Source organism: Paenibacillus sp. FSL L8-0158 (assembly GCF_038592965.1).
Lineage (GTDB): Bacteria > Bacillota > Bacilli > Paenibacillales > Paenibacillaceae > Paenibacillus > Paenibacillus polymyxa_D.
Genome location: NZ_CP151949.1, coordinates 2,281,462 through 2,304,112 on the forward strand (window position 1 = coordinate 2,281,462; position 22,651 = coordinate 2,304,112).

Consider the following 22,651-nt stretch of genomic DNA (forward strand, 5'->3'; position numbering starts at 1 on the left):
CAAGCCATATGTTATAGATATAAATAAAACCAGCGAGCCTCCAATTTGTGGGGGAGACTTGCTGGTTTTTTTCATGCCAAATGTTCATCGTTAGCCCTAAGCAATAGGGCATTCAAGCTTTAAATGCTGACTTTGCCAGTAAGTAAGTCATTTTGCGCAGGAGGCGTAGCAGAGATTGAATCTGATTCTGTTGCAACTGTTCCCGACTGGAGCTGATACATTTGGAAGTAACGCCCGCCTTGGGCCATAAGCTCGTCATGGCTACCCCGTTCAACAATTTCACCCCGATGCAGCACCAAAATTTGGTCCGCACTGCGAATGGTGGACAAACGGTGAGCAATGATAAAGGTCGTACGTCCCTTCTTGAGCACCTCAAGAGCGGATTGGATGAGCGCTTCCGTTTCGGTGTCAATATTGGCGGTAGCTTCATCCAGGATTAAAATTGCGGGATCAAAGGCTAGCGCACGAGCGAAGGAAATAAGCTGGCGTTGCCCGGCTGACAAGGTACTGCCTTTCTCAATAACGGGCTCATCAAATCCTTGCGGCAAATGGGCCAGTAATTTGTCGGCTCCAACATCATGCAGTGCTTTATTCACCTGTTCTCTCGTGATTCGGCTGTCTCCGAGACTGACATTGGAGGCTACCGTACCTGTGAACAAATATGGATCTTGAAGAACAATACCCATATGATGGCGAAGCCATTGCTTAGGGATGTCTTTGACAGACGTTCCGTCAATGGTGATCGTTCCTTTTTGCGGATCATAGAACCGGAATAGCAGGTTGATAATCGAACTTTTGCCTGATCCGGTATGTCCAACAAGGGCAACTGTTTGCCCGGGGTGTGCTGTAAAGGAAATATGTTTAAGTACATCATCCTTTTTGTAAGCAAAGGAAACGTCGTTAAACTCTACCTGGCCTTTGTAGCGCGGCATCGTGCCGTCCGTCACTGGCTCTCCAGTTTCGTCCATCAACTCAAATACGCGTCCTGAGGATACGATGGAAGTATCCAGTACGGCGAGTTGGTTGACCATCCCCGTCATAGGTTGGAACAGTCGTCCCAGCACATCGACGAAGGCATACAATACGCCTAGTGAAACAGCACTACCTGTCGTTCCGAGCGCCTCAGATCCGAAATACCACAACACGACGGCAAAGGCGAGATTTCTCAACACGTTGACTAAATTGTGCGAAGTGAAGGCGTTCAAATTCAGCATTTTATTCTGATGCTTCATATAGTCATCATTCAGTTCTTCAAACTCTTGCTGCGTTTGTTTCTGGTGTCGGAATACGCGAATAATGGACATCCCTTGAATCGATTCATTGATAATCGCATTAATTTCACTGAGTCTGGACCGAATGATCGTATTATAACGGGTGGCAACCTTGCGATACAATACAATCCACAAGATCAGTAACGGTACAATAAACAGAGAGATAAGACCCAGTCTGAAGTCCAGCAAAAAGAGTGCAACATATACTCCTGCCATCGTCACAATCCCAGAAGTGAAATTTGAGAGCACAGCCACAAACAAATCTTTGACTGCCTCAGTGTCATTCGTAACACGGGATACGACTTTGCCTGCAGGCAAGTTATCAAAAAAGTAAACTGGCAACCGCTGGATGTGCGCGTAGAGATCAAGCCGAAGCTTTTGAATGACCTTGTTCGCCGAGGATTGCAGCCAGTATGTTTTGCCGAATTCAGCAAAAATGGAAATAATCAGGAAGAAGCAATACCAACCAATCAGCTGAAAAATACCGGGCATTTCCGGTTTGTAAAAGCTATACAGTTCATCAGCTGTCAGTGCCTTAGCTTCATAGCGAAAGGTGTCGGAGCCGCGTGTCACAGTCAGCGTTCCGTTCGTAAAGGAGCGATTACCGTCAGCCACTTGAACCGAGCCATCCACAAATACGAAAGATTTTCCAACTTGTAAAATCCTCGCTTCGCGACCTTTAGTCTCCCCGGACTCAAAGCGATCTTCACGCTTAAAGTGGGTTCCCGCATAGCTTACGGTGCCGTCCACACTAGTTGTTTCATAAAATGGTTTTTCAATAGCGAGCATATGGTCGTCGATCATCGTTTTGGCGATGAAGGGACCAGCCAGCTCGGCGGCTACTCCGATAGCCAAAGCGATGAGAGCGGCGATAAAGCCTGCTTTGCTCGTCAGCGCGTACTGGAATAGCCTTTTGCCGATATTGGGTTTCATTAGGATACCTCCCCTGAGGTCAGATCAGATTCCACTTGTTGCCGTTCATACTGTTGTCGGTACCATCCGTTAGCCTGAAGCAGCTCGCTGTGGGTTCCTTCCTCAATAATGCGTCCTTGCTCCAGCACGACGATCCGGTCTGCATGTTCTACAGCGGAGAGGCGGTGGGTGGAGATCAGGGTCGTTTTACCCGAGCGTTTGCGTCGGATATTGTCAATAATTCTTGCTTCCGTCCGGGCATCTACTGCAGATAGTGCATCGTCTAGCAATAGAATATCCGGGTCACCGATAAAGGCACGTGCCAACGAAACGCGCTGCTTCTGGCCGCCGGACAGAGCGATACCTTTTTCTCCGACCAGTGTATCCAGCCCATCAGACAGGGTACCTAAATCCTGATCGAAGGCAGCAGTACGGATTGCTTCCATAATGTCGTCATCATCTGCATGAGGTTTCCCGAACTGAATGTTCTCGCGCACCGATTTGGAAAACAAAATTTGCTCTTGCGGCACGTAGCCGATCCAGCTGTGTAGTTGCTCTACTGCAATGTCCTCCAAACGTATGCCGGAGATTAAAATATCACCGCTACCCGTCGGATATTCATGCAGTAGCTGTTTGAGCAGAGTGGATTTCCCGCTGCCGGTTCTACCGACAACGCCCAGCGTTTCTCCGCGTTTGAGCTCCAGACTCACATGTGACAGATTGTCAATAGTAGAGGTAGGGTAACGGAAGGTGACGTCTTTCATCCTGATGGATTCGAGGCGGTCTACTGGAACAGGTTGAGCTGCATCCTGAACGTCTGGCTGGACATCGAGAGTTTCATTGACCCGGTCCAGGGAAGCGCTACCGCGCTGCATAATGTTAATCAGCTCTCCAATGGCAAACATCGGCCAAATCATCATTCCTAGATACATATTAAAGGAGACCAATTCGCCTAGCGTGATATCGTTATGAAATACCAGATAAATACCATACCCGAGTCCAATGACGTAGCTAAGTCCTACACATAAACGGATCGTCGGTTCAAAGAGAGCATCCATCCGGGCGACAGCCAGATTTTTACGAAATACATCGTCAGTAATATCAGCGAAACGCTTTTCGTCCATTCGCTCTTGCACATAGGCGCGAATGACCCGGATACCAGCCACGGATTCCAACACCTGATCGTTCATATCACCAAATGCATCTTGTGCCAGTGTGTAACGCTCGTGAACGGCTTTACCGTAAATGCTCATAGCCAGTGCGATAAAAGGTAGGGGCAGGATAGCTGCCAGTGTCAACTTCCAACTGATTAGGGTGCCCATGGCAACTAATACCACGCTCAGATAGACCGTAGAGTCTGTCAGTGTCAACATGCCGAAGCCTGCTGTACTTGCTACGGAGCGAAGGTCGTTCGTAGCACGAGCCATCAGATCGCCAGTGCGATTACGTTCGAAAAATGGAGGGGTCATCCGCAGTAGATGATTCATAAAGCGGGTGCGCAGTAAGCGCTCCACCAGATTGGCACCACCAAACAGCTTGTGCATCCATATGTACGTAATGTAGTAGATGACGGCTAGAATGCCTATGATGTACAAAATATAACGCCAAAGTGAGGACCAAGAAATTGAACCACGCACAATCTCATCAATGGCACTACCTAGCAGCCGAGGTGGAGCAAGCTCCAGCACACCAACGGCTATCAGCAAAAACAGTCCAATGGAGTATCGGCTTCGTTCTCTTTTAAAAAACCAGCTTAAATTTTTAAGTACTGAAAACAAGAGGAATCCCATCCTTTCATGACAAGTTCATTCGAGAGTTGTGTACCATTTTGAAGAAACAACAGGGCTTGCTGCCACAAGTAAGATCCGACAACAGGCGCAAAAAAGGCATACCGTCCGCAGACGATATGCCTTAAATCTCAATATCATATGGCGCGCAGGTATTTTCAGCACACTCACCACTGAAAAACTGCTCAAACGCAGGCAGCCACTCGTATTAAACCATACAACGTGAATGGCCCAATTCTGAAGGATGCGACAGGGGAGATGCTCCGGTATGAAGTTGTTGTGTTTGTAGATGTGGGTAAAATGCAATAGGAAATTTTAGCACCGGTAACACTCCTTTCTTCCTCAAAATGGGTTCATTCTAACATGAGTAATCGTTCAAATTGGTAATAAATTTCAAAATGGATCTCGTATGGTTGAATCTTAACACCCTTTTTTGCGAATTGTCAAACCTTTTTCAAAAATATGTATTTGGCTTGTCCAAAAAACTGGCTGGGTTAGGACGGTTGGTGGTCATTCTAAAAAATGCTATGATATAGTTAGCAGACGCCATTGTATAAGGAGATGAGAATAGCGCATGAGCATACAGGTAACTGAACCTGCGGCACAGTGGTATATTAAGGAGCTTGGTTTGAAACGTGGAGATTCGATCCGTTTTTTTGTTCGCTATAGCTCTGGCGGTGGGTTGCATCCAGGCTTTTCTCTGGGAATTGCCGTAGAGCCTCCGCAGCACCCCGTATTACAGCATGAAGCGGCTGGCATTACGTTTTATATGGAGGACCAGGATTACTGGTATCTAAAGGGCCATCATCTGGAAGTTAAGTATTTGGAGGAACATGATGACATTATTTATACCTATGTTGAGGATGGACAAGCTTAGTGCTCCACTGTCAAATCATAGCGTGCAAATAGTTGTTCTTGGACATGAAAAGCGGCGGAGTATCGTGTTACAGGAGATGAACCTGTACATGATGCTCTGCCGCTTTTTTGTGGTTAAGGCAGGTATGTCGTATGTTAAGGGTTGTTAAGTATCGGGCCATCGAGTGCAAAATCAAAATCATCAATGTCGTACACATGTACAGGTACGGAAGCTTCGATAATGCGGTGAATCCAGTCCAATTGATCCGTCAGAATAGGTAATGATTCACGCTGAGCTGTCAACACCAGTTCAGTCTCAATTGGATCAAAATATTCTCCGTAATGTGCTGTATCAACAGCATTAATGATTATGAGTGATGTATTGGCATCGAATAGAATAGGCAAGCTCTTGGCCCAAGGCATCTGAAGGGCACGCCGAATTTTTTTCTGATTCAACGGTTCTTCAAAATAACTGATCAACTCGCTTACCTTCCGCTTCACATGTTGATCGTCCATAGGATTATCCATGAGCGGCTCTGCGCTATCTTGGAATTCGTATAGCTCTAGCAGTGATGTGTAAGGCACTATATATTCCACAGGGTCGGGAGATGTAAGGAGTTGGCCGTATATAGCCACCATTACAGCTTCCGTTACAAATTGTCGAGACATCGGTCAAGCCTCCTGCATTTACCAAATTATGCGATATGAGTATACCACAAAGCGGGACTGAATTCAGCCCGACATGCAGATTGCTATCATTTATTCCTATATTTGTTGGACGAATTTAGCTGCGACCGATTAACAAGGAAAGCAATCCGGCGGCAATTAGAGGTCCAACAGGAACTCCTTTAAAGAAGGCAACGCCAATGACGGTTCCGATCAGTAGACCTGTCACAATAATGGGCTGTCCAGACATCAAAGTTACTCCGCGGCCGCCAAGATAAGCTACCAGAATCCCAATACCAATCGCGAGCAATGATTTCCAGTGCAGGAAGGACTCCATCACCTGATTGATGCTGATTTTACCGCTGGCTAGAGGGGTCATGACCCCAATCGTCAAAATAATAATACCGATCGTCAGGCCATACTTTTCGAGCCAGGGGAAAGCAGAATGAAAGCTGGTTACCCGCAGCAGCAGTAATACAACCATGGCAATAGTCACGGTAGAGTTGCCACTAACAATCCCAAGACCAGCCAATACCAGTAAGATAAGTGAGCTGTAATCCATACAGATGTTCTCCTTCGTATATTTAGCTTTGGATATGCTCCGCGATTTGACGTCCGTGCCAGCGGCCTGTTTCAATAAACACTTCATTGGCATTGCTGCCTGAAGCGATGACCCCCGCGACATATATACCTGGGATGTTCGTTTCCATCGTGTCAGGATTAAATTCTGGTTTGTCCAGATCTTCAGTCATATGAACGCCGACAGATTCCAGTAGTTTTCGTTCCGGATGAAATCCAGTCAGTGCCAGTACAAAATCATTTTCGAGTCGGAATGCTTCAGTGTCCAGCGGAGTGACTACGACATGGTCTGGATGAATTTCGGTAATGCGTGCGCCTAAATGCAGCGTGATCTTCCCTTTTTGTACCATACTGTCAAACAGTGGACGAACCCACGGCTTGATGTATTGGGACAACTCGCTTCGACGATATACCATATCAATCGTAGCTCCGACCCGCACCAATTCCATCGCAGCATCTACCGCAGAGTTACTGCCACCGATAACTGCGACCCGGGTTCCTGTGTAGGGATGGGCTTCGCTGAAATAGTGAGTGACTTTATCCAATTGTTCCCCGGGAATGCCCAAATAGTTCGGATGATCAAAATATCCTGTAGCCACAACGACATAGCGTGACGAATACGTTTTGGTTATTTCTCCTTTGCTCAGGGTATGTACGGTAAATGTACCGTCGTCCTGGCGATGAATGGACTGGGCCTCCTCATAATGCTGAATGTTCAAGTTATAGTGAGTGGCCACCTTACGATAGTACGCCAGTGCTTCATGACGAAAAGGTTTGTCATTAGGGGTGCTGAATGGAATATCACCGATTTCCAGTAGTTCGGCGGTACTAAAAAACTGCATGTTTGTCGGATACAGAAAAATGGAGTGAACGATGTTGCTTTTTTCAATAATGACAGTTTGCAAACCTCTGCGGCTGCATTCGATTGCAGCGGATAGTCCGCAGGGTCCGCCACCGATAATGATTACGTCGTGCATTTGGTTGAACCTCCAGTTGTATTGGTTTATTACGCCAGTTTTGTAGGGTTAACATTATTTTGACGATTAAAAACGGATCTCAGGAATGAAGCAAATCGCTCAGTATGTGAGAAGTTTTCAAATAATAATCCTACCGCAATGCGAACACAATATCCAGCCGTTTTCAGAAAGAGATGACAGACGGTGAAGATTGACAGTCACATTTAGTGAATATATAATTAGATATATATCTAATTTATGTGATTGAAGTTCGTTTGCATAGCGAGTATGTACTAGTGAAAAGAGGTGCAATAACGATGCAACTGGATAAAATGGTCAATTATCATAAAGCGCTTGCTGATCCAACACGAATGCGGATATTACTTCTTTTGTCCCGTGGGGAGATGCATGGCCAAGCTTTAGCGAAAAAGCTGAATTTGTCCCAGCCGACTGTTACGCATCATGCTTCCAAACTTCGTGAGGCTGGGTTGATTAAGGAACGACGTGATAAAAACACGGTGTATTTTACACTGAATCCAGAATTGATCCGGCAGCATGCCGAGGCGACGGTGCGATTTATTTTTGAAAAAGGAGAGGGGGAGGAAGAGATGTCAGAGTTGAATGAAACGCTAGAGGCATCGGTCTTACGCAATTTTTTTTCCAAGGACGGCAAGTTGCGCCAAATCCCTGCGCAGTATAAGAAAAAATTGATCGTACTTCAGATGCTGGCAGAAAAGCTGGAGCCAGGCCGCATGTATCCTGAACGTGAATTAAACGAGTGGATCAAGCAATACCATGAGGATTTTGCAACGATTCGGCGTGAGCTGATTATGCATCAGTTTATGTACAGGGAACGGGAAATGTACGAATTGAACCCGCGTGAGATGTGGACGCGCTGGGATCAGGTACGCTAAACAAAACTTGACAAAGATTTCAAAAAAGTTTCGTAGCCGCCTTGACAGGCAATTGATGGACTTGTATGATAAAGGAAATTTTAGGAGGAGGCGATGTTATATGCGTACGAACATGAATGGATGGGTTCAACAGCAGAATGACTTGTCTCCCGCACGGACGATGCACGGCTAAAGACTGTATAGATCTATAGTCTTGGCTTAGCAGTTGGTTGGACAGTAGAACCAACGAAATCCGCAGGGAGTGATTCCCTGCGGATTTTTTATGGTTAGGCGTCTTGTTATCCAGTTGTTGGTTCTGGGGAGTGGTCTGTGAGAGACTGCTTGCTTAAGTGAACGAACGGATCGCATCGACCTGAATCGTATACCCTCCGCAGGGAAACCCCTGCGGATTTTTCGCGTTGTTTGCATGCGGGGAGAAAAATGTACACCTAACAAATAACATTACGATCAAAAATGAACAATGAATTCAGGAGGAAAACAATGAGTATACATGAATACGGTTGGTCTGATTACTGGAACGGTTTTTGGGACCAATGGAAGCAAAGCTTTGAGGAACGCACAGGAAATACACAGGTACGTCCTGCCCGCTTGATTGCCGATTATGGACAAAAGGTGAAGCTTATCACAATGGATGGAGAACGCTGGGGAGTGGCTTCAGGTAAGCTACGACATGCTATTGTCGATCCGGCGGAAATGCCTGCTGTAGGGGACTGGCTAGCAATCACTACGCCAGATGAAGTGTCGGATGCAGTCATCCATGCCGTCTTGCCGCGGAAAAGTCGAATATCTAGACAGGCCGCGGGCTTTGAGACGAGGGAGCAGCTGATCGCTACCAATGTGGATACGCTGTTTCTTGTTAATGCGCTGAATCATGATTTTAATATGCGCAGACTGGAACGGTATTTAATTATGGCTTGGAACAGCGGGGTAAACCCGGTTGTCGTTTTGAGTAAGAGTGACCTTTGTGAAGATGTCGAACAACGGGTTGCTGAAGCGGAGGGAGTTGCCCCTGGTGTACCTGTTATCGTTATTTCTGCTTTGCAGAATGAAGGCAGAGAGCAACTGGAGACGTTTCTTCAGCCTGGCTCTACAGTTGCTTTGACAGGCTCTTCCGGTAGTGGCAAATCCACGATAGTAAACTGGCTCTCCGGGTCTGAGGTTCAACTGACACAGGATGTGAGGGAGGAAGACAGTCGGGGCAGGCACACAACTACTCACAGACAGCTTTTTCCTATCGCAAAGCAAGCCGTTTTTCTGGATACACCTGGTATGCGCGAGCTTAATCTATGGGATGATTCCATGGGTGTCGCTCATACCTTTACGGATATCATGGAAACGGCGCAGCAATGCCGTTTTGCAGATTGCAAGCATAAGGGCGAAGCTGGATGTGCAGTGGAGGAAGCTATAGAGAGAGGGGAATTGTCGGAATCCAGAGTGAACAATTATCGCAAAATGCAGCGGGAACTGGAATATCAGGCGCGTAAGGAAGCAGACCGGCGCAGGAAAGATAGCCGTTCAAGCACAACACCGGGTCGTAGGGATCAGCGAAGCGGCTGGCGACGTGATGTGGAGTGGTGAGCCGAACTACAGTGAAGTATCAAATGTAAAAATATAAGAAAATCTATGTTGTAGTCGGCATATGGTAATAAAGGGGTGAATATATGCCGAACTACAGCATTGTGGTGGATTTATCGGATCGTCGTTTATATTTGAAGGATGGAGATCAGATTGTTCTTAGTTATCCAGTCGGTATTGGCAAGCTGGCTACACAGACACCGCATGGGCAATTTACGATTATTAACAAACAACCCAATCCCGGCGGTCCTTTCGGAGCGTTCTGGATGGGGCTGTCCAAGCCGCATTATGGCATTCACGGCACCAATGAGCCATGGTCCATTGGCAAGATGGTGTCACATGGCTGCATTCGAATGCAGAATAAGGATGTGCTTGAGCTTCAGGAGAAGGTAAGTATAGGCACGCCAGTCACGATACAGCCGTAGCGGATAGACGACATGAGACTCTGTATCTACTCATACGTGGAAACTGCGTCATAGGCTGTATCTGTGAAGCGTATTTCATGGCGAACGGCCGTAACTTTAGGTTAGATACTGCGTTTAGTTACGATTTGGGTTGGATAGGGATACGGGCTTCAATCTGTTTGGAGCCCTCTTTGTCGTTTGCAGATTTGACTAACGGTCCCGAAAGATGTTCTCCCTGTGCACCGTAAGTCTGTTTGGCGTTGACCCATATATCTTCGTTTGGTTCGAAACTTATGACTATGGTGTAGCGGTTGGCAAGGCTCGGCTTTTTGACCCTCATGCTGAAGGAGCCGTCAGGCATAACTTTGGTTTGATCATCGTAGCCAAACTGCCATCGTCCCGGAAAATCAATCGTGAGTTTGACGTCCGATCCTTCCAGCAAATTGCTGCGCGCATATACATGATAATAGTTCCCCTCTTGCTTCACATCAGGCTTAATCCACACTTGAGGGCTACCGTAGTCCTTAGGTTTGTTCCAGACTGGCTTAACTAAAGGGGTATCGCGTTCTTGTTCAGGATCAAATTCAGCCCCAATCCGAACTTCATGCAAAAGTTGTTTGTTTTCTTCGTATTGATATACATAAGGACCTTCCAATTTGTTGCCACCGCTGCCATAAAGATTGCGTATTTCATTGTTTTGGTCATCCGGACGGAACAGAACAGTCAGATCCATACTGCCCTGTATTCCAGGGCGTTGTACCTGAAGTACAAAACTTCCGTCCTTTTGAATGATGGTCTCATCCGTGTACCCTGTTAACAGGGAGTTTCTGACCGCAAGATTCCCTTTGATCCGTGCTCCGGCGGGGAGGTTGGAATGTCCTGTAACCTTCACGGTGTTTTTATCAATGCTAACGCCACCTGATATTTCGACATAGCTGCTGCCTTGCTGATGGACAGGTGTATGATTGGCAGCTCGTTCATCAAGGGATGATGCACCTTGGTTGGGATTACCCGTTACGGTGTAGGCACGTGCTTCAGCTTCATGTTGGGCTATACTCCGGGTTGAAGCTTTTTCCCTGCTGCATGCAGCCAGCATCGTTAGAATTAAGAATGCAAATAAAAGGTTGAAGCCTATTTTGGTAATCATGTGTTTACTCATGGTTTTTGCTCGCTCCTTGTCTAATAGCTTCCAGGCTTAACGTGATAAAATTTTCGAAACTTTATGTATTTACCCTTATTAAAGGGTATGTAATCCCGCCTGCTTTATCCTATAAGGAACGTACCTGTTTAAACAACAGACAGAATGGTTAAAAATGGATAGCCTGATCATCCCCTTGAAAAGCAGGGGCAGCTTGCTGTAAAGGAGCCTGAGTCATATGTCCATTGACCGTTTTATCATAAAAAAGCTGGACAACTGCCGGGAAGAGCATACACGCGCTAATTTACTAGAACTGTTTAGAATACGGATTGAGAAGGCGCAGAATAAGGAACGAGGCGGTAAAAAAGGTTATCGCAGAATACTTTAAATAGAGTCTGATCAAATGCATAAGCTGCGGTAAGTCACATGTATCATGTTTCAAAGCTGCTGATATGGAGAGGTGCTGAAATGCCCCTCTCTTTTTGTGTGTCTAAAGTGAACAAAAAAAAGTCCCTCTTAATAGAGGGACAATGCCAATGAATCATTTTCACTAACGCTATGCAGGATAGCTTCACAACCGACAATCTCTATACTGATCAAAGAGTTAAGACATTTTTGAAGGGCACGCTTGCCGCTGGAGATTTTATTCTCCAAAGTGTTACTTAGAAGTTTTAATGTTTTTTGTACTGGTTGCTTATTTTCTTGATTGAAGTATACGGGAATACGTTTGTTTTGAAATGTAATTAATGTTCTCACAAAAATCACCTCGCCTGAGTTATTTCATGGCTTAATTGTAGTGCCCGTTTCTTAAAATTACCTTAAAAACACCTTATAAAAACATAAAGGTCTGAAAAATTTACAAAGTGTTCACAACAATCTAGGTAACAATCGAATTTAGTTCTAACTAATCGACAAAATGACGTATATACCCATATTAGAACGGTTTAAATACGTATTATTGATACTAATGACTCTACTAATGCCATAAAATATGACTAAAGTCGCTGTTTTATTTTTAGAGTGGGTATTTTGTAACAAATTGACAGTCTAATAGTCGGATGCTACAGTTACGATAGCCATATTTCCGTGGAAATAGGCTTTTTGCGTGAACTTTACTATATATTAAGGATCGGGAGGGATGACAGATGATCCTGACCGTGCTTTCAGGACGACAGGAAACAGAGTGGTTTGACATCGAGGTAGCTGATGAATACTCGGTGGAACATTTAAAGCTGATGCTGGGTGTGCGCATTTTCGGCGAGCCTCCGGCGGAAGGCATGCAATATATTATGGAAGCAAAGTTCCCGGAAGGGCTTTGGTTCAGGGTGGGAGATAACCAGCTACTTACAGGATCCGGCTTGCGGGAAGGCTGTACTGTGCGTATTCAGCGCGCTTTTTCGACAACTCAGGACGAAGCGCCTGTGTATGGAAGGCGTTCTCTGTTTCAAAATGAAAAAAATGGGTAAATACACACATGAAATTATATGAAACCTTGGTAAAATGAAATAGTAAGCGAAAAGGGGGACTTTTGTCTTGAATGCATTATACCAGCGATCCCCGAGATTAAGGCCCGCGCTCCGAGAGGAGAAGCTGGAGATTTTACGGCCTCCGGCTGAGCCGAGCAAGCCGTCTTTTTCTATTATATCTATACTTATTCCGTTAATGATGACGTTGGTGACTATAGGCTTTTACGTATATATGAGCAAAACAGGCAAGATGGGCAACAGTAACTATTTGATGTTCCAAATGGTCACTGTGGTCATGATGCTTACATCTTATACGATTCCTTTTTTTGTCTATCTAAATAATAAGAAGGAATACAAGCGCAAGCTAGAGGAACGGGACCGGATGTATCGGGAACAGCTCCAAAAGCATCGTGAAGAACTTGAAATGAAACGCGAGGAGCAAATTCGCACACTATATGAAATTCACGGTGACCCGCAAATATGTACTCAAATCGTCAAAAACCGCAACAGTTCACTTTGGGAACGATCACCGGAGGATGAGGACTTTTTGCAGGTGCGTATTGGGACTGGACAAGTTCCCTTTCATATAAAATTGCAAATTCCACGCCCAGACGGTTATGACCGAGATCCCTTGCTGGGAGCTGCGGATGAACTGGAAGAGGAATTCCGTCTGGTAGACGCTGCTTCCATTGCATTACCGCTATTTCAATCCAAAGTGGTTGGATTGGTCGGCGACCGGGAGCATACCCTTGCTGCGTTAAGAGTCATTTTGGCACAAGTGACGGTTCGTCACTCGCCAGATGAAGTGAAAATCGCTTCCTTCTATGACGAGCGAGAGGAAAGTGAATGGACTTGGATGCGCTGGCTTCCACATGTATGGGATGATGACCGAATCCAGAGAATGATGTCAGACCGCAGTAGTAGTGCACATCAATTAGCTGATTTTCTGTTTGCCAGACTGAACCGTCGTAAAAATAATCGCAATGATCGCCATGGTAAAGGGATGGAAGTCCCGTGTTATATCGTTGTTTTATCTGACACCCAGCTGATTGAGGAAGAACCCTTGCTGCCGTTGTTACTGGAGGACGGCCGAGCCATTGATGCGTGTACGATTGTGCTGGCTTCTCGTAAAGAGGCTTTGCCGATGCAGTGTCAGCTGATTGTGGAGGCTTCCAAAGAACAGGGCGTATATGCCCGCAAATCAGAATCGGCGGAGGTTGAACAGCAAAGTTTTAAACCGGATCGTTTGTCAAAAGAGGAAGCCGATACATTAGCGCGGTACATGGCTCCTATTCGCTTGAAGCGTTCCTCTGCTTCTGATATTCCCGCTGTGCTGCCTCTGTTTGATATGATGAGCGTAGCGAGTGTAGAAGAACTAGACGTGGCAGATCGGTGGCGACGTAACCGCCATCCTGATACCTTACCCGTACCGATGGGCGTGCGAGCAGGCGGCAAGAAGATTATGATTAACCTGCATGATAAGATAGAGCGTCAAGGACATGGTCCCCATGGCTTGATCGCCGGTACAACGGGTTCAGGGAAGAGTGAGGTTATCCAATCCATCGTAGCCTCGCTTGCTGCCGAGTTTCATCCGCATGATCTTGCTTTTATGCTGATCGATTACAAGGGTGGAGGCATGTCCAACACGTTCGTTAACTTGCCGCATGTTGTGGGTACGATTACGAACTTGGACAATAATTTGATTGAACGTGCCAAAATATCTCTTAAAGCAGAACTGGTTCGTCGACAGAAGATATTAAATGATGCAGGCAATTTACAGCATATTGATGAATATTACAGACTACTCCGGCAGCGGCAGGAACAACCGCTGCCTCATCTGGTTATTATTATTGATGAATTTGCACAATTAAAGCGGGATCAGCCAGAGTTTATGGACGAGCTAATCAGTATTGCCGCGATTGGACGGACACTAGGTGTCCATTTGATTTTGGCGACGCAAAAACCCGCAGGTGTCGTGGATGATAAGATCTGGAGTAACTCCAGGTTCCGCATCTGCTTACGGGTGCAAAGCGAAGGTGATAGCCGTGACATGTTGAAAATACCGAATGCCGCGTGGATTACAAAGCCGGGACGAGGATATTTCCAGGTGGGTAGCGACGAAGTATTTGAAGAGATGCAATTTGCTTGGAGCGGTGCGCCGTATATAGGCAACAGCGATATTTCTTCTGCACTACCTGTACATGAAGTGAGACTGAACGGAAAACGTGAAGCGCTACTGACGGGTGGCGAACGGGCAAGCTCAGGCTTAAAAGGAGAAGAAGCCCCTAAACAGCTTCAAGTATTTATTGATTATATTGCGAATGAGGCTGCTAAGGCAGGGATCGAACGGCTTCAGGGACCGTGGCTTCCGCCGCTGCCTGAATTGCTGGATTTAACAAATTTGCCGGCATGCACCGAAATAGATAGTACATCATCACCTTTGGAGCTGAAGGCTCTTATTGGTCTAGTGGATGATTTGCCGAATCAGCGACAGGAGCCAATTTATGCATCGCTAGATCATGGTCATTGGGCTGTGTATGGCATGCCCGGCATGGGGAAAACAACCTTTTTGCATACGTTGCTGATGTCCACGGCTCAGCGATTTGCTGCGAATCATTGGAACGGTTATATCATTGACATGGGTCGAACGATGCGCGACTTTGGGGAACTTCCCCAAATCGGGGCTGTTATGATGGCTGAGGAGGATGACCGGATCAAGCGATTGTTCCGTTATCTGTTCAAGATGGTGGCCGTACGCAAGGAAATGCTTTCCGAGGCTGGAGTCAAAACAATAAGCTCTTATCGACGTTCTGCTGTCGAGGATATTCCGCAAATTGTCGTAGTTATTGATGGATATCTTAATTTCCGTAATGCTTATCCAGATGAAAATGAACTGCTGGAATCTCTTTTGCGAGAAGGGGGTAGTCTAGGCATCACGTTTATCATTACAGCGAACCGGATTACCGATGTGTTTGAGAAATTCCGCAGTAACATACCGAATGCTGTTTCTTTTGAAATGTCCGACCCGAGTGACTATTACTATGCGGTAGGGCGACCAGCCAAAACGCCAGGACCGTTAATTCCAGGTCGCGCTCTGGTTAAAGGGCATGTTCCTCCGCTGGAGTTCCAGACGGCACTGCCTTCACCAGGAGAAGATGAGGCGGAGCGATCAGCACGGCTACGCCGCAATATTGCTGGCATTGTGCAGGAATGGAAAGGCAAGCACGCACCAGCTATCCTACCATTACCTGAGCGGATTCCACTATCGGAGCTGCTTCAGCAGTGGGATCGGACGAGTGGACCATCGGGCGCACTACCTTACGAAGTACCTGTAGGCCTACAGAGTGACGATCTTGAGCCTTTTCTCCTGAATCTGAAAGAAGGGCCCAATTTTATTGTGGGTAGTCCAATGGAGGGTGGAAAAACCTCCTTTCTAATGAGCTGGATTATATCGCTGGCTTATTACACATCACCCGATCAATTGGAAGTCTATACGATCGATACACGCTATGGAGGCGGGGGACTATCTAGATTACGACATCTTCCTCATGTTAAGGCTGCTGCTGAAAGTGAGGAAGAAATGGGACCTCTGGTACAGCAAGTGTATGATATTGTTCAACAACGGAACAAGGAGGGGAATGATCCCGAATTGCTCCTGGTCATTGATGATGCGGATATGTTAAGCAAGCAACTGAATGATTTTATGATAAAGGATCAGCTCTCCGCCATTGTACGGTTGGGACGTGATCGCAATGTGCATGTCGTGCTCTCGGGTGTGCCATCTGATTTTCCTACCTTTGGTGTGGACTGGTTTAATGATGTCAAGGCAAGCCAAAGCGGTATGCTATTTGGAACACTAGATTCGAATGATCTATCGTTCTTTCGTATCCCTTATTCGGAGGCGAACGCCGCTACTGGTGGACTAAAAGTCCTGCCACCTGGGCAGGGGTACTACGTACGGCGCAAATTTACCAGGATAAAAGCGGCAATTCCCTTCTCAGAGCAAGTGAGCTGTGAGGATTGGATAACGAAAATTCGTGACCGATGGCATGTTGTAGTTTGAAGGGAGGTGGCTCATAATGTTAACGTTTCAAGCTTCCAAGCAGAAGTTAATAACCCTCAAGGCGAAGGAACTGTTTTTTCTGGCAGGCGTATTGGGTTCTGACCGACTGCTTGGGGTGGAAGATCCGTTTAAGGGCTATCTAGCAGAGGAGTTGGCGGAAGAGTGGGAGCAAGTAAAAGCTACTCTTTTGGAAAAGGGTTATCTAAAGCGGGTAGATAAGGGCAAAGAGCTAGCAATGCCTCCTACTGTTTTTTCAAGAGTCGCTATCGCGGGATTATCCAACAGGGCTTGCCGTATACGCTATGTGCGGGGAGGTAAGCAATTTGAAGGCTATCTCCATTGCACGAACGAGCGTGTAGTGGAACTCGTGAAATCCGCTGATGAACCCGATGAGTATCGATTGTACGATCTGGGTAATGTGGAAAAGGCTTGCGAGACATTGATTGATAAAATGGGTTGGGTAGATCGACTTGTGCCTGAATCCCCCGCACTAATGTTCTCCAAGCAGGCGTTTAATAAAATTTACGAGCAATCGGCAGGGGAAAGTGTGTCTTTGATCAGCAGTAAACTGACCGAGGCTAGCGGAGATGCAGAGGGGTCTGCAAGACTGGCTCAGTCTTTGAGTTCCCGTGTAGCTGAGGGAGAACTGCAATTGCTGGTTTGGAACGGCAGGGAGTGGGAATCACAACGGGCAGCCTTTGTCCTGTGTCCTGCAATGAACTGGATATTTCGGATGAGCTCTAGTGGTAACGGGGACTGGCTGATTGCAGCTATGGCTTCAAGAGATCAGTTTGTGGATTTATTATTAAATTGGTTGAAACAGTCGGCAGTGAATGAAGAAGTGACAGAAGAAGGGTGATGGATATGCGCATTCGAGTTGAACCGGATGTGCTTCGGGGGCTTAGCGGGCAGCTACAGCATGCGGCGGAGCAAATTCAACAGTTAACAGCAGGTTTGGAGCAGGCGTTACAATCGCTGGATTGGGATGTATCTGCACGCGAGGCGATCTTGAATCATTGGATGCAGGCCAAGCGGATGTCAGAACAGATCCATGCTTACCTCCATACATCAGGTACACAACTGAACCGAAAGGCAGAGCAGTTTCAGTCTGTTGACCACAACTATCAAACGATACTGTCATTTGCCAGCCAACCATTGGGACGACCCGTCACGATGCTCGATTGGTCGAATCAGCAATCACCGTCTATTCTGCCTGGGCAAGCTTCGGAAGGAAGCAGCCTGATTTCTAACCCGCAGTCTGTCGTACATGCCATTGCTGGTGTACAGTCTTCGGATGTAGAAACGTTGCATCAGGATATTCTGATGCAGGCGTCTTCTAGCAGTCCGCAGGATTGGTATTTTACTGATCCGTCTACAGTAAGAGATCAGCCTGTCGCTTAGTTGGGATCGCGTTCCGGGACAATCTGGATCGATTGCAAAATTACTTGAGCTCGTTCCACAATTCCCGGCTTTATGGGACTTATTAGGTGTTTTTTTGTTAATATTATACTGTTAGGTGCTGTTTTATAGTTAAAAAGTGGGATTGTTACAATTAGGTCCTTTGCCTTTTGTAGGGAATTAAATAGCCATAGTACAATTTGAACCAGATAAACAAAAACATTATTTATCATCAAGGAGGACTCAAAAAATGGCAGGACGCATTTTAATTACCCCAGAACAGGTTGATCAGGTGGCTAACCAATTTAAACAAAGTGGTGAGCAAAGCCAGCAGATCGTTTCCAGTTTGACACAGTCCATCTCAGGTATGGAAGGTCAATGGGAAGGTATGACTAAACAACGCTTCTTCCAAGAGTTTCAGGAAGCTAGCAAACAAATGCAAGCTTTCGTAACGACTTTGAACAGCATCAGTCAAGAATTGACAGCTATCGCTAACAAATTCCGCACGGTTGACCAAACGAAATAAGTTGTCTTGCCTGATAGGCATTAACTTATCATATACCACTCTATTAAGAAGCAATATGTGAGCCATTCCTCACGGTTTGGCACAGGATGTTCAGGAAAAACCGGGCGATCTTCGGATACCCGGTTTTCTTGCCATCCATAGATGTATATAATAAGGTGAGGAAAACTAGCATACTGAATGATGTAAGGAGAGGGATGTTTCATGTCTTTTCAACCGAATCCGGGAGACGAATTGATCATAAACGGCACAGCTTATGTGGTTGGACGACATCCCGCTGCACCCGGTTTAGCCTATGCTCAAGCAGGGCGTCAGGGAATTGTATACCAGCTAAATGCCAAAAACGGAGCGCCACATGAGGCAAAAGCCCTTAAGGTGTTTTTTCCGAAGTTCCGCATCCCGGCTATGGTTTATCAATCTGAGCATATGGAAGCATACGGGGATATTCCCGGTTTGCAGGTATGCAAGCGTGATGTGCTCACTCCAGAAAGAAACGGAAGTCTGATTGCCGAGCAGCCTGATTTGCTGTATGCGGTACTGATGCCATGGGTTCACGGTATGACATGGTTCGATTGTCTCACAGATCAGCGTCAGCTTGAGGCTTCCGATAGTCTGGCTTTAGCCAGAGCATTGGCAGGGATCGGTTCAGCTATGGAGCAAAAAGGATTGGCGCACTGTGATTTATCGGCGCCGAATGTGATGCTTCCGTTTTTTTCTGAAGTGGAACTGCCTGAAGGCACGTCAGCTGTGGAATTGGTGGACGTGGAACAAATGTATAGTACTAAAATGGATCGTCCAGACGCTCTATTGGCAGGTTCGCCAGGGTATGCCGCCCATCGTACCGTCCACAGCGGGTTGTGGAGTGCGTATGCAGACCGTTTTGCAGGGGCAATCATTATAGGAGAAATGTTAGGCTGGTCTGACCGTGTAGTAGTCGACAAAGCGTGGGGCGAAAGTTATTTTGATCAGCATGAAATGCAGACGCCTTGCGAACGTTATTTTATTTTACGAAAATCGCTGGAATCTCGTTGGGGCAGCAAGGTGGTAGAATTGTTCAGCCGTGCTTGGGATAGTCAGGATTTAAGCAGTTGCCCTACTTTTGGCGAATGGCTGGTTGTACTTAATGCGGTTACTGAGCAGGAAATTTCAGTTGAGGCTATAGAACCGGAACCTGCTGCGACAGAAACAATAGAATCGGCAGCGGTGGGTGGCCTTTCCAGTGAAGCTGCATCCTCTTTGTCAGCGCCTGCACCGCTCAAGACTGAACAGGCTGCACTGCTAAATCAGGCCGCCCTGGAGCAAGGAGAGCGTGGGGTAACGGACAAGCTGTTCCGACAGGCACGTGATTTGGAGCAGCAAAACAAACCTGCTGCAGCGCTGGAAGTATACCGGTCGTTGTATCATTTTGTAGAAGACGGCAGTCCTTTGCATGTGGAGGTGTCAGCTGCGATCACAGGACTAGAGGAGCAGTTGAATCCCATGACGCCAGAGCAACCTGAAAAAACAAAAGCCTGGTATCGCTCCAAAGCGTTTATCGTGACAACTGCGGCCGCAGTCGTTCTATTGGCAGCTGGAATCCCAGCCGTGAATATTCTTGCAGATCAGTCCAATCAGCGGCAAATCGAGGCAGCCAAGCAGGAAGAGGCAGCGAAGGCTGCAAAGGCGGCCGAGGAAAAGCTGGCAGCCGAGCAGAAAGCGGCTCAAAAATTGCTGACGGAGAAACAACGACAGGAAGCGGAACAGCAGACCAAACAACAGGCACTTGCTGCTCAAAAGCAACAGGAAGAGCAGAAGAAACAGCAAGCCCTTATCGCTCAACAGGTTAAATATGAAGCTTATCTCGCTCAAAAGGAACAAAATAAGCAGGCGGCTGCCAAGTTGGCGAAGCAAAAAGCGTATGATCAACAGGCAAAGTATGAAAAATACTTGGCTTTGAAAAAAGAGCAGGAAGCTCGTGCCGCCCAGGAAGAGGCAGCTCGTAAGGCAGCAGCCGAGGCGGAACAAAAGCAAAAAGAGTCCATGCATGCACGAAACAAGGAGAACGTTCTTCAGCTTATTTCCCTGTACAACAAGGCGTATGCCTCTCAGGAAGGTGGCAGCGCTGCGAAGGCAAAGAGCTTTGCGAAGCGTTTTAGATCACTATATGATAGTAATCCTTCTTATTATCGTTCGGTAGGTGAAGTAGGATATCGGGCCTCCTCTATTTATAATTTTTTAGGAGATACGAATTTTAGACTGCCTAAAATTTAATATTTCATATGTTTATATATAGGCGGAATGATAGATACGAAACAGATGGAGATAGAAGGTAACTGAGGGGAGCATGTACAAACCATGAATTATACAATACAGGCTTCACAACGCACTCCCGCCCTGATCATTTACCTGATTGACATCAGCGCGTCGATGAACATGCTGATGGAGGGGCGGCGGCGTATTGACGTTGTATATGAAGCTATATCGTTGGCGATCCGGCAGATGGTTTTTCGATCAACCAAAGGAAATCGGCTGACAGCGCGCTATCGGATTGCGATTTTGGCTTATAGTGACGACGTGTATGACCTGCTGAATGGTGTCAAGGGAATTGATGAAATCGCGGCCATTGGTTCGTTGCCCGATTTGACGCCCAAACGGTTTTCAGATTCAGCAAAGGCCTTCTTGCAAGCTGAGCGTATTTTGCAAGCGGAATTACCAGGGATGCAGGACTGTCCTGCACCTTTGGTCTGTCATATGACAGATGGAGTTTCCACAGGTGATGATCCCGAACCGATTGCGAAGCGTATTATGAGCATGAGCGTACCGGACGGTAATGTACTGGTGGAAAATATATTTTTATCCGACAGGTTGCTGGAAACGCCTATTCAGGACCCCCGTCGCTGGAAAGGTCTGACACATAATACGCCGTTGCAGGATGAACATGCTGTGAAATTGCGTGATATGTCTTCTGTGCTGCCTGAAAGCTATCGGGAAATGCTATTTGAGGCAGATTATCAGTTAGGTGAAGGAGCCATTATGATGCTGCCCGGAACCTGTGCGGAGCTGGTGTCCATTGGGTTTCAAATGTCGGCCGCAACGCCTGTACGGTAAGGAGGTAAAAGCATGAATCCACCGCTGTCCCTGCTCCCCGCGAGCAAAAAAAAGGGAATGAATGCAAGGCTGACTCAGCAATTTGCTTACATAAGCTCTCAGACAGGCGATCAGCCTTTATCATCTCATCACAGTCGTTTTATGTGTCGTTATGGCTATGGAAGGTCTGCCGAATCTGCCAGTATGGGAGAAAGCGGACAGGATTTCGCCGCAGTACGTATTCATAAATCCGTCTGTTGTTTTGTCTTGTGTGATGGTGTCGGGCTCAGTTACCGAGGAGATTTTGCGGCCCGCTATCTGGGTTCTTCTTTACTGGATTGGATGGAACGGGGACAAGATCTGTCTGCTGATCAATTGAGAGTGTACCTTGAACGTTTGGCAGGTACAGCGGCAGAGGAACTGGATCGGCAGCCTTTGGATCACGAATCAGGCCTAATGCGTTCGGTATTGGAAGATAAACGTCGTCAAGGTAGCCAGTCCATGTATATTTGCGGTAAAATCGAACTGCCGAAGCGTGGCAGCCGTGGCCGTCTCCGACTTGCCTGGCAAGGGGATTCACGTTTGCGACTATGGAACGGTGCCGAAGAAATCAGCGAGCTGTTCGATCATACCTTCTCTACAGCGGAGCGCTGGTCTACAAGCCGTGGGCCGATTGGAGGGAAGCCTCATTGGTATGAAAGAAGCATATCCGCAGATATGCCGATGAGATTACAGGTATATACGGACGGTTTATCCGATTTGGACCCCATTCGCGAGCCTGTCCCTGATGAGCAGATACAGGTATTGCTGGATGCATCCCACACCGGGGGACTTGATGATGATGCTGCATTTATTGAGCTGCAGTGGTAAATGAATAAGCAAAAGGACGTTATACAACCATGGATATGGATGTATACGTCCTTTTTTTGATGAATACATAGAACATTACGATTCGTTAAGATATTTATAGAATGTAACGAGGAGGAGAAGGAAAGACGCGCTAATGCGCGTAATATTCGTACTTTTCTTAAATATCGCAAAGGAATAGCAAAAAATGCGCAAAAATGGTGATTATAAA

The 22,651-nt window shown here is 46.6% G+C and carries 20 protein-coding genes; 13 read left to right on the forward strand and 7 right to left on the reverse strand.

Translation table 11 applies throughout. The annotated features are described in order from the left end of the window. Nucleotides 1-119 precede the first annotated feature (119 nt). Both NSQ68_RS10550 and NSQ68_RS10555 read right to left on the reverse strand, forming a co-directional pair. Nucleotides 120-2,204, reverse strand: a complete 2,085-nt coding sequence (locus NSQ68_RS10550) for an ABC transporter ATP-binding protein (RefSeq protein ID WP_342428783.1) — start codon at nt 2,202-2,204, stop codon at nt 120-122. Next, entirely contained in the window at nt 2,204-3,961 is a 1,758-nt protein-coding gene (locus NSQ68_RS10555) for an ABC transporter transmembrane domain-containing protein (RefSeq protein WP_342428784.1), read from the reverse strand. Before NSQ68_RS10555 ends, NSQ68_RS10550 begins: the two co-directional genes overlap by 1 nt. A 583-nt stretch (nt 3,962-4,544) precedes the next feature. On the opposite strand from NSQ68_RS10555, the gene NSQ68_RS10560 reads away from it, so the two are divergent. Continuing rightward, nucleotides 4,545-4,847, forward strand: a complete 303-nt coding sequence (locus tag NSQ68_RS10560) for a HesB/YadR/YfhF family protein (protein ID WP_039273555.1) — start codon at nt 4,545-4,547, stop codon at nt 4,845-4,847. 134 nt (nt 4,848-4,981) lie between these two features. Here the strand turns inward: NSQ68_RS10560 and NSQ68_RS10565 are convergent, their stop codons facing one another. The 3 genes from NSQ68_RS10565 to NSQ68_RS10575 all read right to left on the reverse strand — a co-directional run bounded on the left by NSQ68_RS10565 (nt 4,982) and on the right by NSQ68_RS10575 (nt 7,047). Then, the gene (locus NSQ68_RS10565) at nt 4,982-5,494 is read right to left on the reverse strand and encodes an ADP-heptose synthase (protein WP_342428785.1); all 513 of its coding nucleotides are present in this window, start codon (nt 5,492-5,494) and stop codon (nt 4,982-4,984) included. A 115-nt stretch (nt 5,495-5,609) separates the two neighbouring features. After that, complete coding sequence (locus NSQ68_RS10570) at nt 5,610-6,053, reverse strand: DUF441 domain-containing protein (RefSeq protein WP_039273550.1); 444 nt, start codon at nt 6,051-6,053, stop codon at nt 5,610-5,612. 22 nt (nt 6,054-6,075) lie between these two features. Next, nucleotides 6,076-7,047 carry a YpdA family putative bacillithiol disulfide reductase gene (locus NSQ68_RS10575; protein WP_342428786.1) on the reverse strand — a complete coding sequence of 324 codons (972 nt, stop codon included), beginning with the start codon at nt 7,045-7,047 and terminating at the stop codon, nt 6,076-6,078. 296 nt (nt 7,048-7,343) lie between these two features. Here NSQ68_RS10575 and NSQ68_RS10580 point away from each other — a divergent pair, with 296 nt between their 5' ends. From NSQ68_RS10580 to NSQ68_RS10590, 3 genes are all read left to right on the forward strand, one after another. Then, the gene (locus tag NSQ68_RS10580; RefSeq protein ID WP_250272063.1) at nt 7,344-7,940 is read left to right on the forward strand and encodes a metalloregulator ArsR/SmtB family transcription factor; all 597 of its coding nucleotides are present in this window, start codon (nt 7,344-7,346) and stop codon (nt 7,938-7,940) included. A gap of 480 nt (nt 7,941-8,420) precedes the next feature. Further along, nucleotides 8,421-9,518: a ribosome small subunit-dependent GTPase A gene (gene rsgA / locus NSQ68_RS10585; protein WP_342428787.1), complete on the forward strand. Its 1,098-nt coding sequence runs from the start codon at nt 8,421-8,423 to the stop codon at nt 9,516-9,518. Nucleotides 9,519-9,601: 83 nt separating this feature from the next. Then, entirely contained in the window at nt 9,602-9,940 is a 339-nt protein-coding gene (locus tag NSQ68_RS10590; RefSeq protein ID WP_023988260.1) for a L,D-transpeptidase, read from the forward strand. Between the two features lie 118 nt (nt 9,941-10,058). On the opposite strand, the gene NSQ68_RS10595 is transcribed toward NSQ68_RS10590, so the two are convergent. Then, on the reverse strand, nt 10,059-11,078 hold the full coding sequence (locus NSQ68_RS10595; RefSeq protein WP_342428788.1) for a flagellar motor protein MotB: 1,020 nt from the start codon (nt 11,076-11,078) through the stop codon (nt 10,059-10,061). A 217-nt stretch (nt 11,079-11,295) separates the two neighbouring features. Here NSQ68_RS10595 and NSQ68_RS10600 point away from each other — a divergent pair, with 217 nt between their 5' ends. Further along, nucleotides 11,296-11,445: a hypothetical protein gene (locus tag NSQ68_RS10600; RefSeq protein ID WP_342428789.1), complete on the forward strand. Its 150-nt coding sequence runs from the start codon at nt 11,296-11,298 to the stop codon at nt 11,443-11,445. Nucleotides 11,446-11,573: 128 nt separating this feature from the next. Here the strand turns inward: NSQ68_RS10600 and NSQ68_RS10605 are convergent, their stop codons facing one another. Continuing rightward, nucleotides 11,574-11,813 (reverse strand): hypothetical protein, encoded by a 240-nt coding sequence (locus NSQ68_RS10605; protein WP_013370782.1) that lies wholly within the window; start codon nt 11,811-11,813, stop codon nt 11,574-11,576. Nucleotides 11,814-12,202: 389 nt separating this feature from the next. Here NSQ68_RS10605 and NSQ68_RS10610 point away from each other — a divergent pair, with 389 nt between their 5' ends. The 8 genes from NSQ68_RS10610 to NSQ68_RS10645 all read left to right on the forward strand — a co-directional run bounded on the left by NSQ68_RS10610 (nt 12,203) and on the right by NSQ68_RS10645 (nt 22,443). Further along, nucleotides 12,203-12,523 carry a hypothetical protein gene (locus NSQ68_RS10610; RefSeq protein ID WP_029517061.1) on the forward strand — a complete coding sequence of 107 codons (321 nt, stop codon included), beginning with the start codon at nt 12,203-12,205 and terminating at the stop codon, nt 12,521-12,523. Between the two features lie 67 nt (nt 12,524-12,590). After that, nucleotides 12,591-16,586: a type VII secretion protein EssC gene (gene essC, locus NSQ68_RS10615; RefSeq protein WP_342428790.1), complete on the forward strand. Its 3,996-nt coding sequence runs from the start codon at nt 12,591-12,593 to the stop codon at nt 16,584-16,586. 16 nt (nt 16,587-16,602) lie between these two features. Beyond that, complete coding sequence (locus NSQ68_RS10620) at nt 16,603-17,445, forward strand: hypothetical protein (protein WP_029517063.1); 843 nt, start codon at nt 16,603-16,605, stop codon at nt 17,443-17,445. A gap of 5 nt (nt 17,446-17,450) precedes the next feature. Continuing rightward, complete coding sequence (locus tag NSQ68_RS10625) at nt 17,451-17,987, forward strand: WXG100 family type VII secretion target (protein ID WP_342428791.1); 537 nt, start codon at nt 17,451-17,453, stop codon at nt 17,985-17,987. A gap of 247 nt (nt 17,988-18,234) precedes the next feature. Further along, entirely contained in the window at nt 18,235-18,510 is a 276-nt protein-coding gene (locus NSQ68_RS10630; protein WP_013309990.1) for a WXG100 family type VII secretion target, read from the forward strand. A gap of 201 nt (nt 18,511-18,711) precedes the next feature. Further along, entirely contained in the window at nt 18,712-20,757 is a 2,046-nt protein-coding gene (locus NSQ68_RS10635) for a hypothetical protein (protein ID WP_069011422.1), read from the forward strand. A gap of 84 nt (nt 20,758-20,841) precedes the next feature. After that, nucleotides 20,842-21,594 carry a vWA domain-containing protein gene (locus NSQ68_RS10640; protein ID WP_013309992.1) on the forward strand — a complete coding sequence of 251 codons (753 nt, stop codon included), beginning with the start codon at nt 20,842-20,844 and terminating at the stop codon, nt 21,592-21,594. 12 nt (nt 21,595-21,606) lie between these two features. Then, nucleotides 21,607-22,443, forward strand: coding sequence for a hypothetical protein (locus NSQ68_RS10645; RefSeq protein WP_069011423.1), 837 nt, complete (start codon nt 21,607-21,609; stop codon nt 22,441-22,443). Nucleotides 22,444-22,651: the final 208 nt, after the last annotated feature.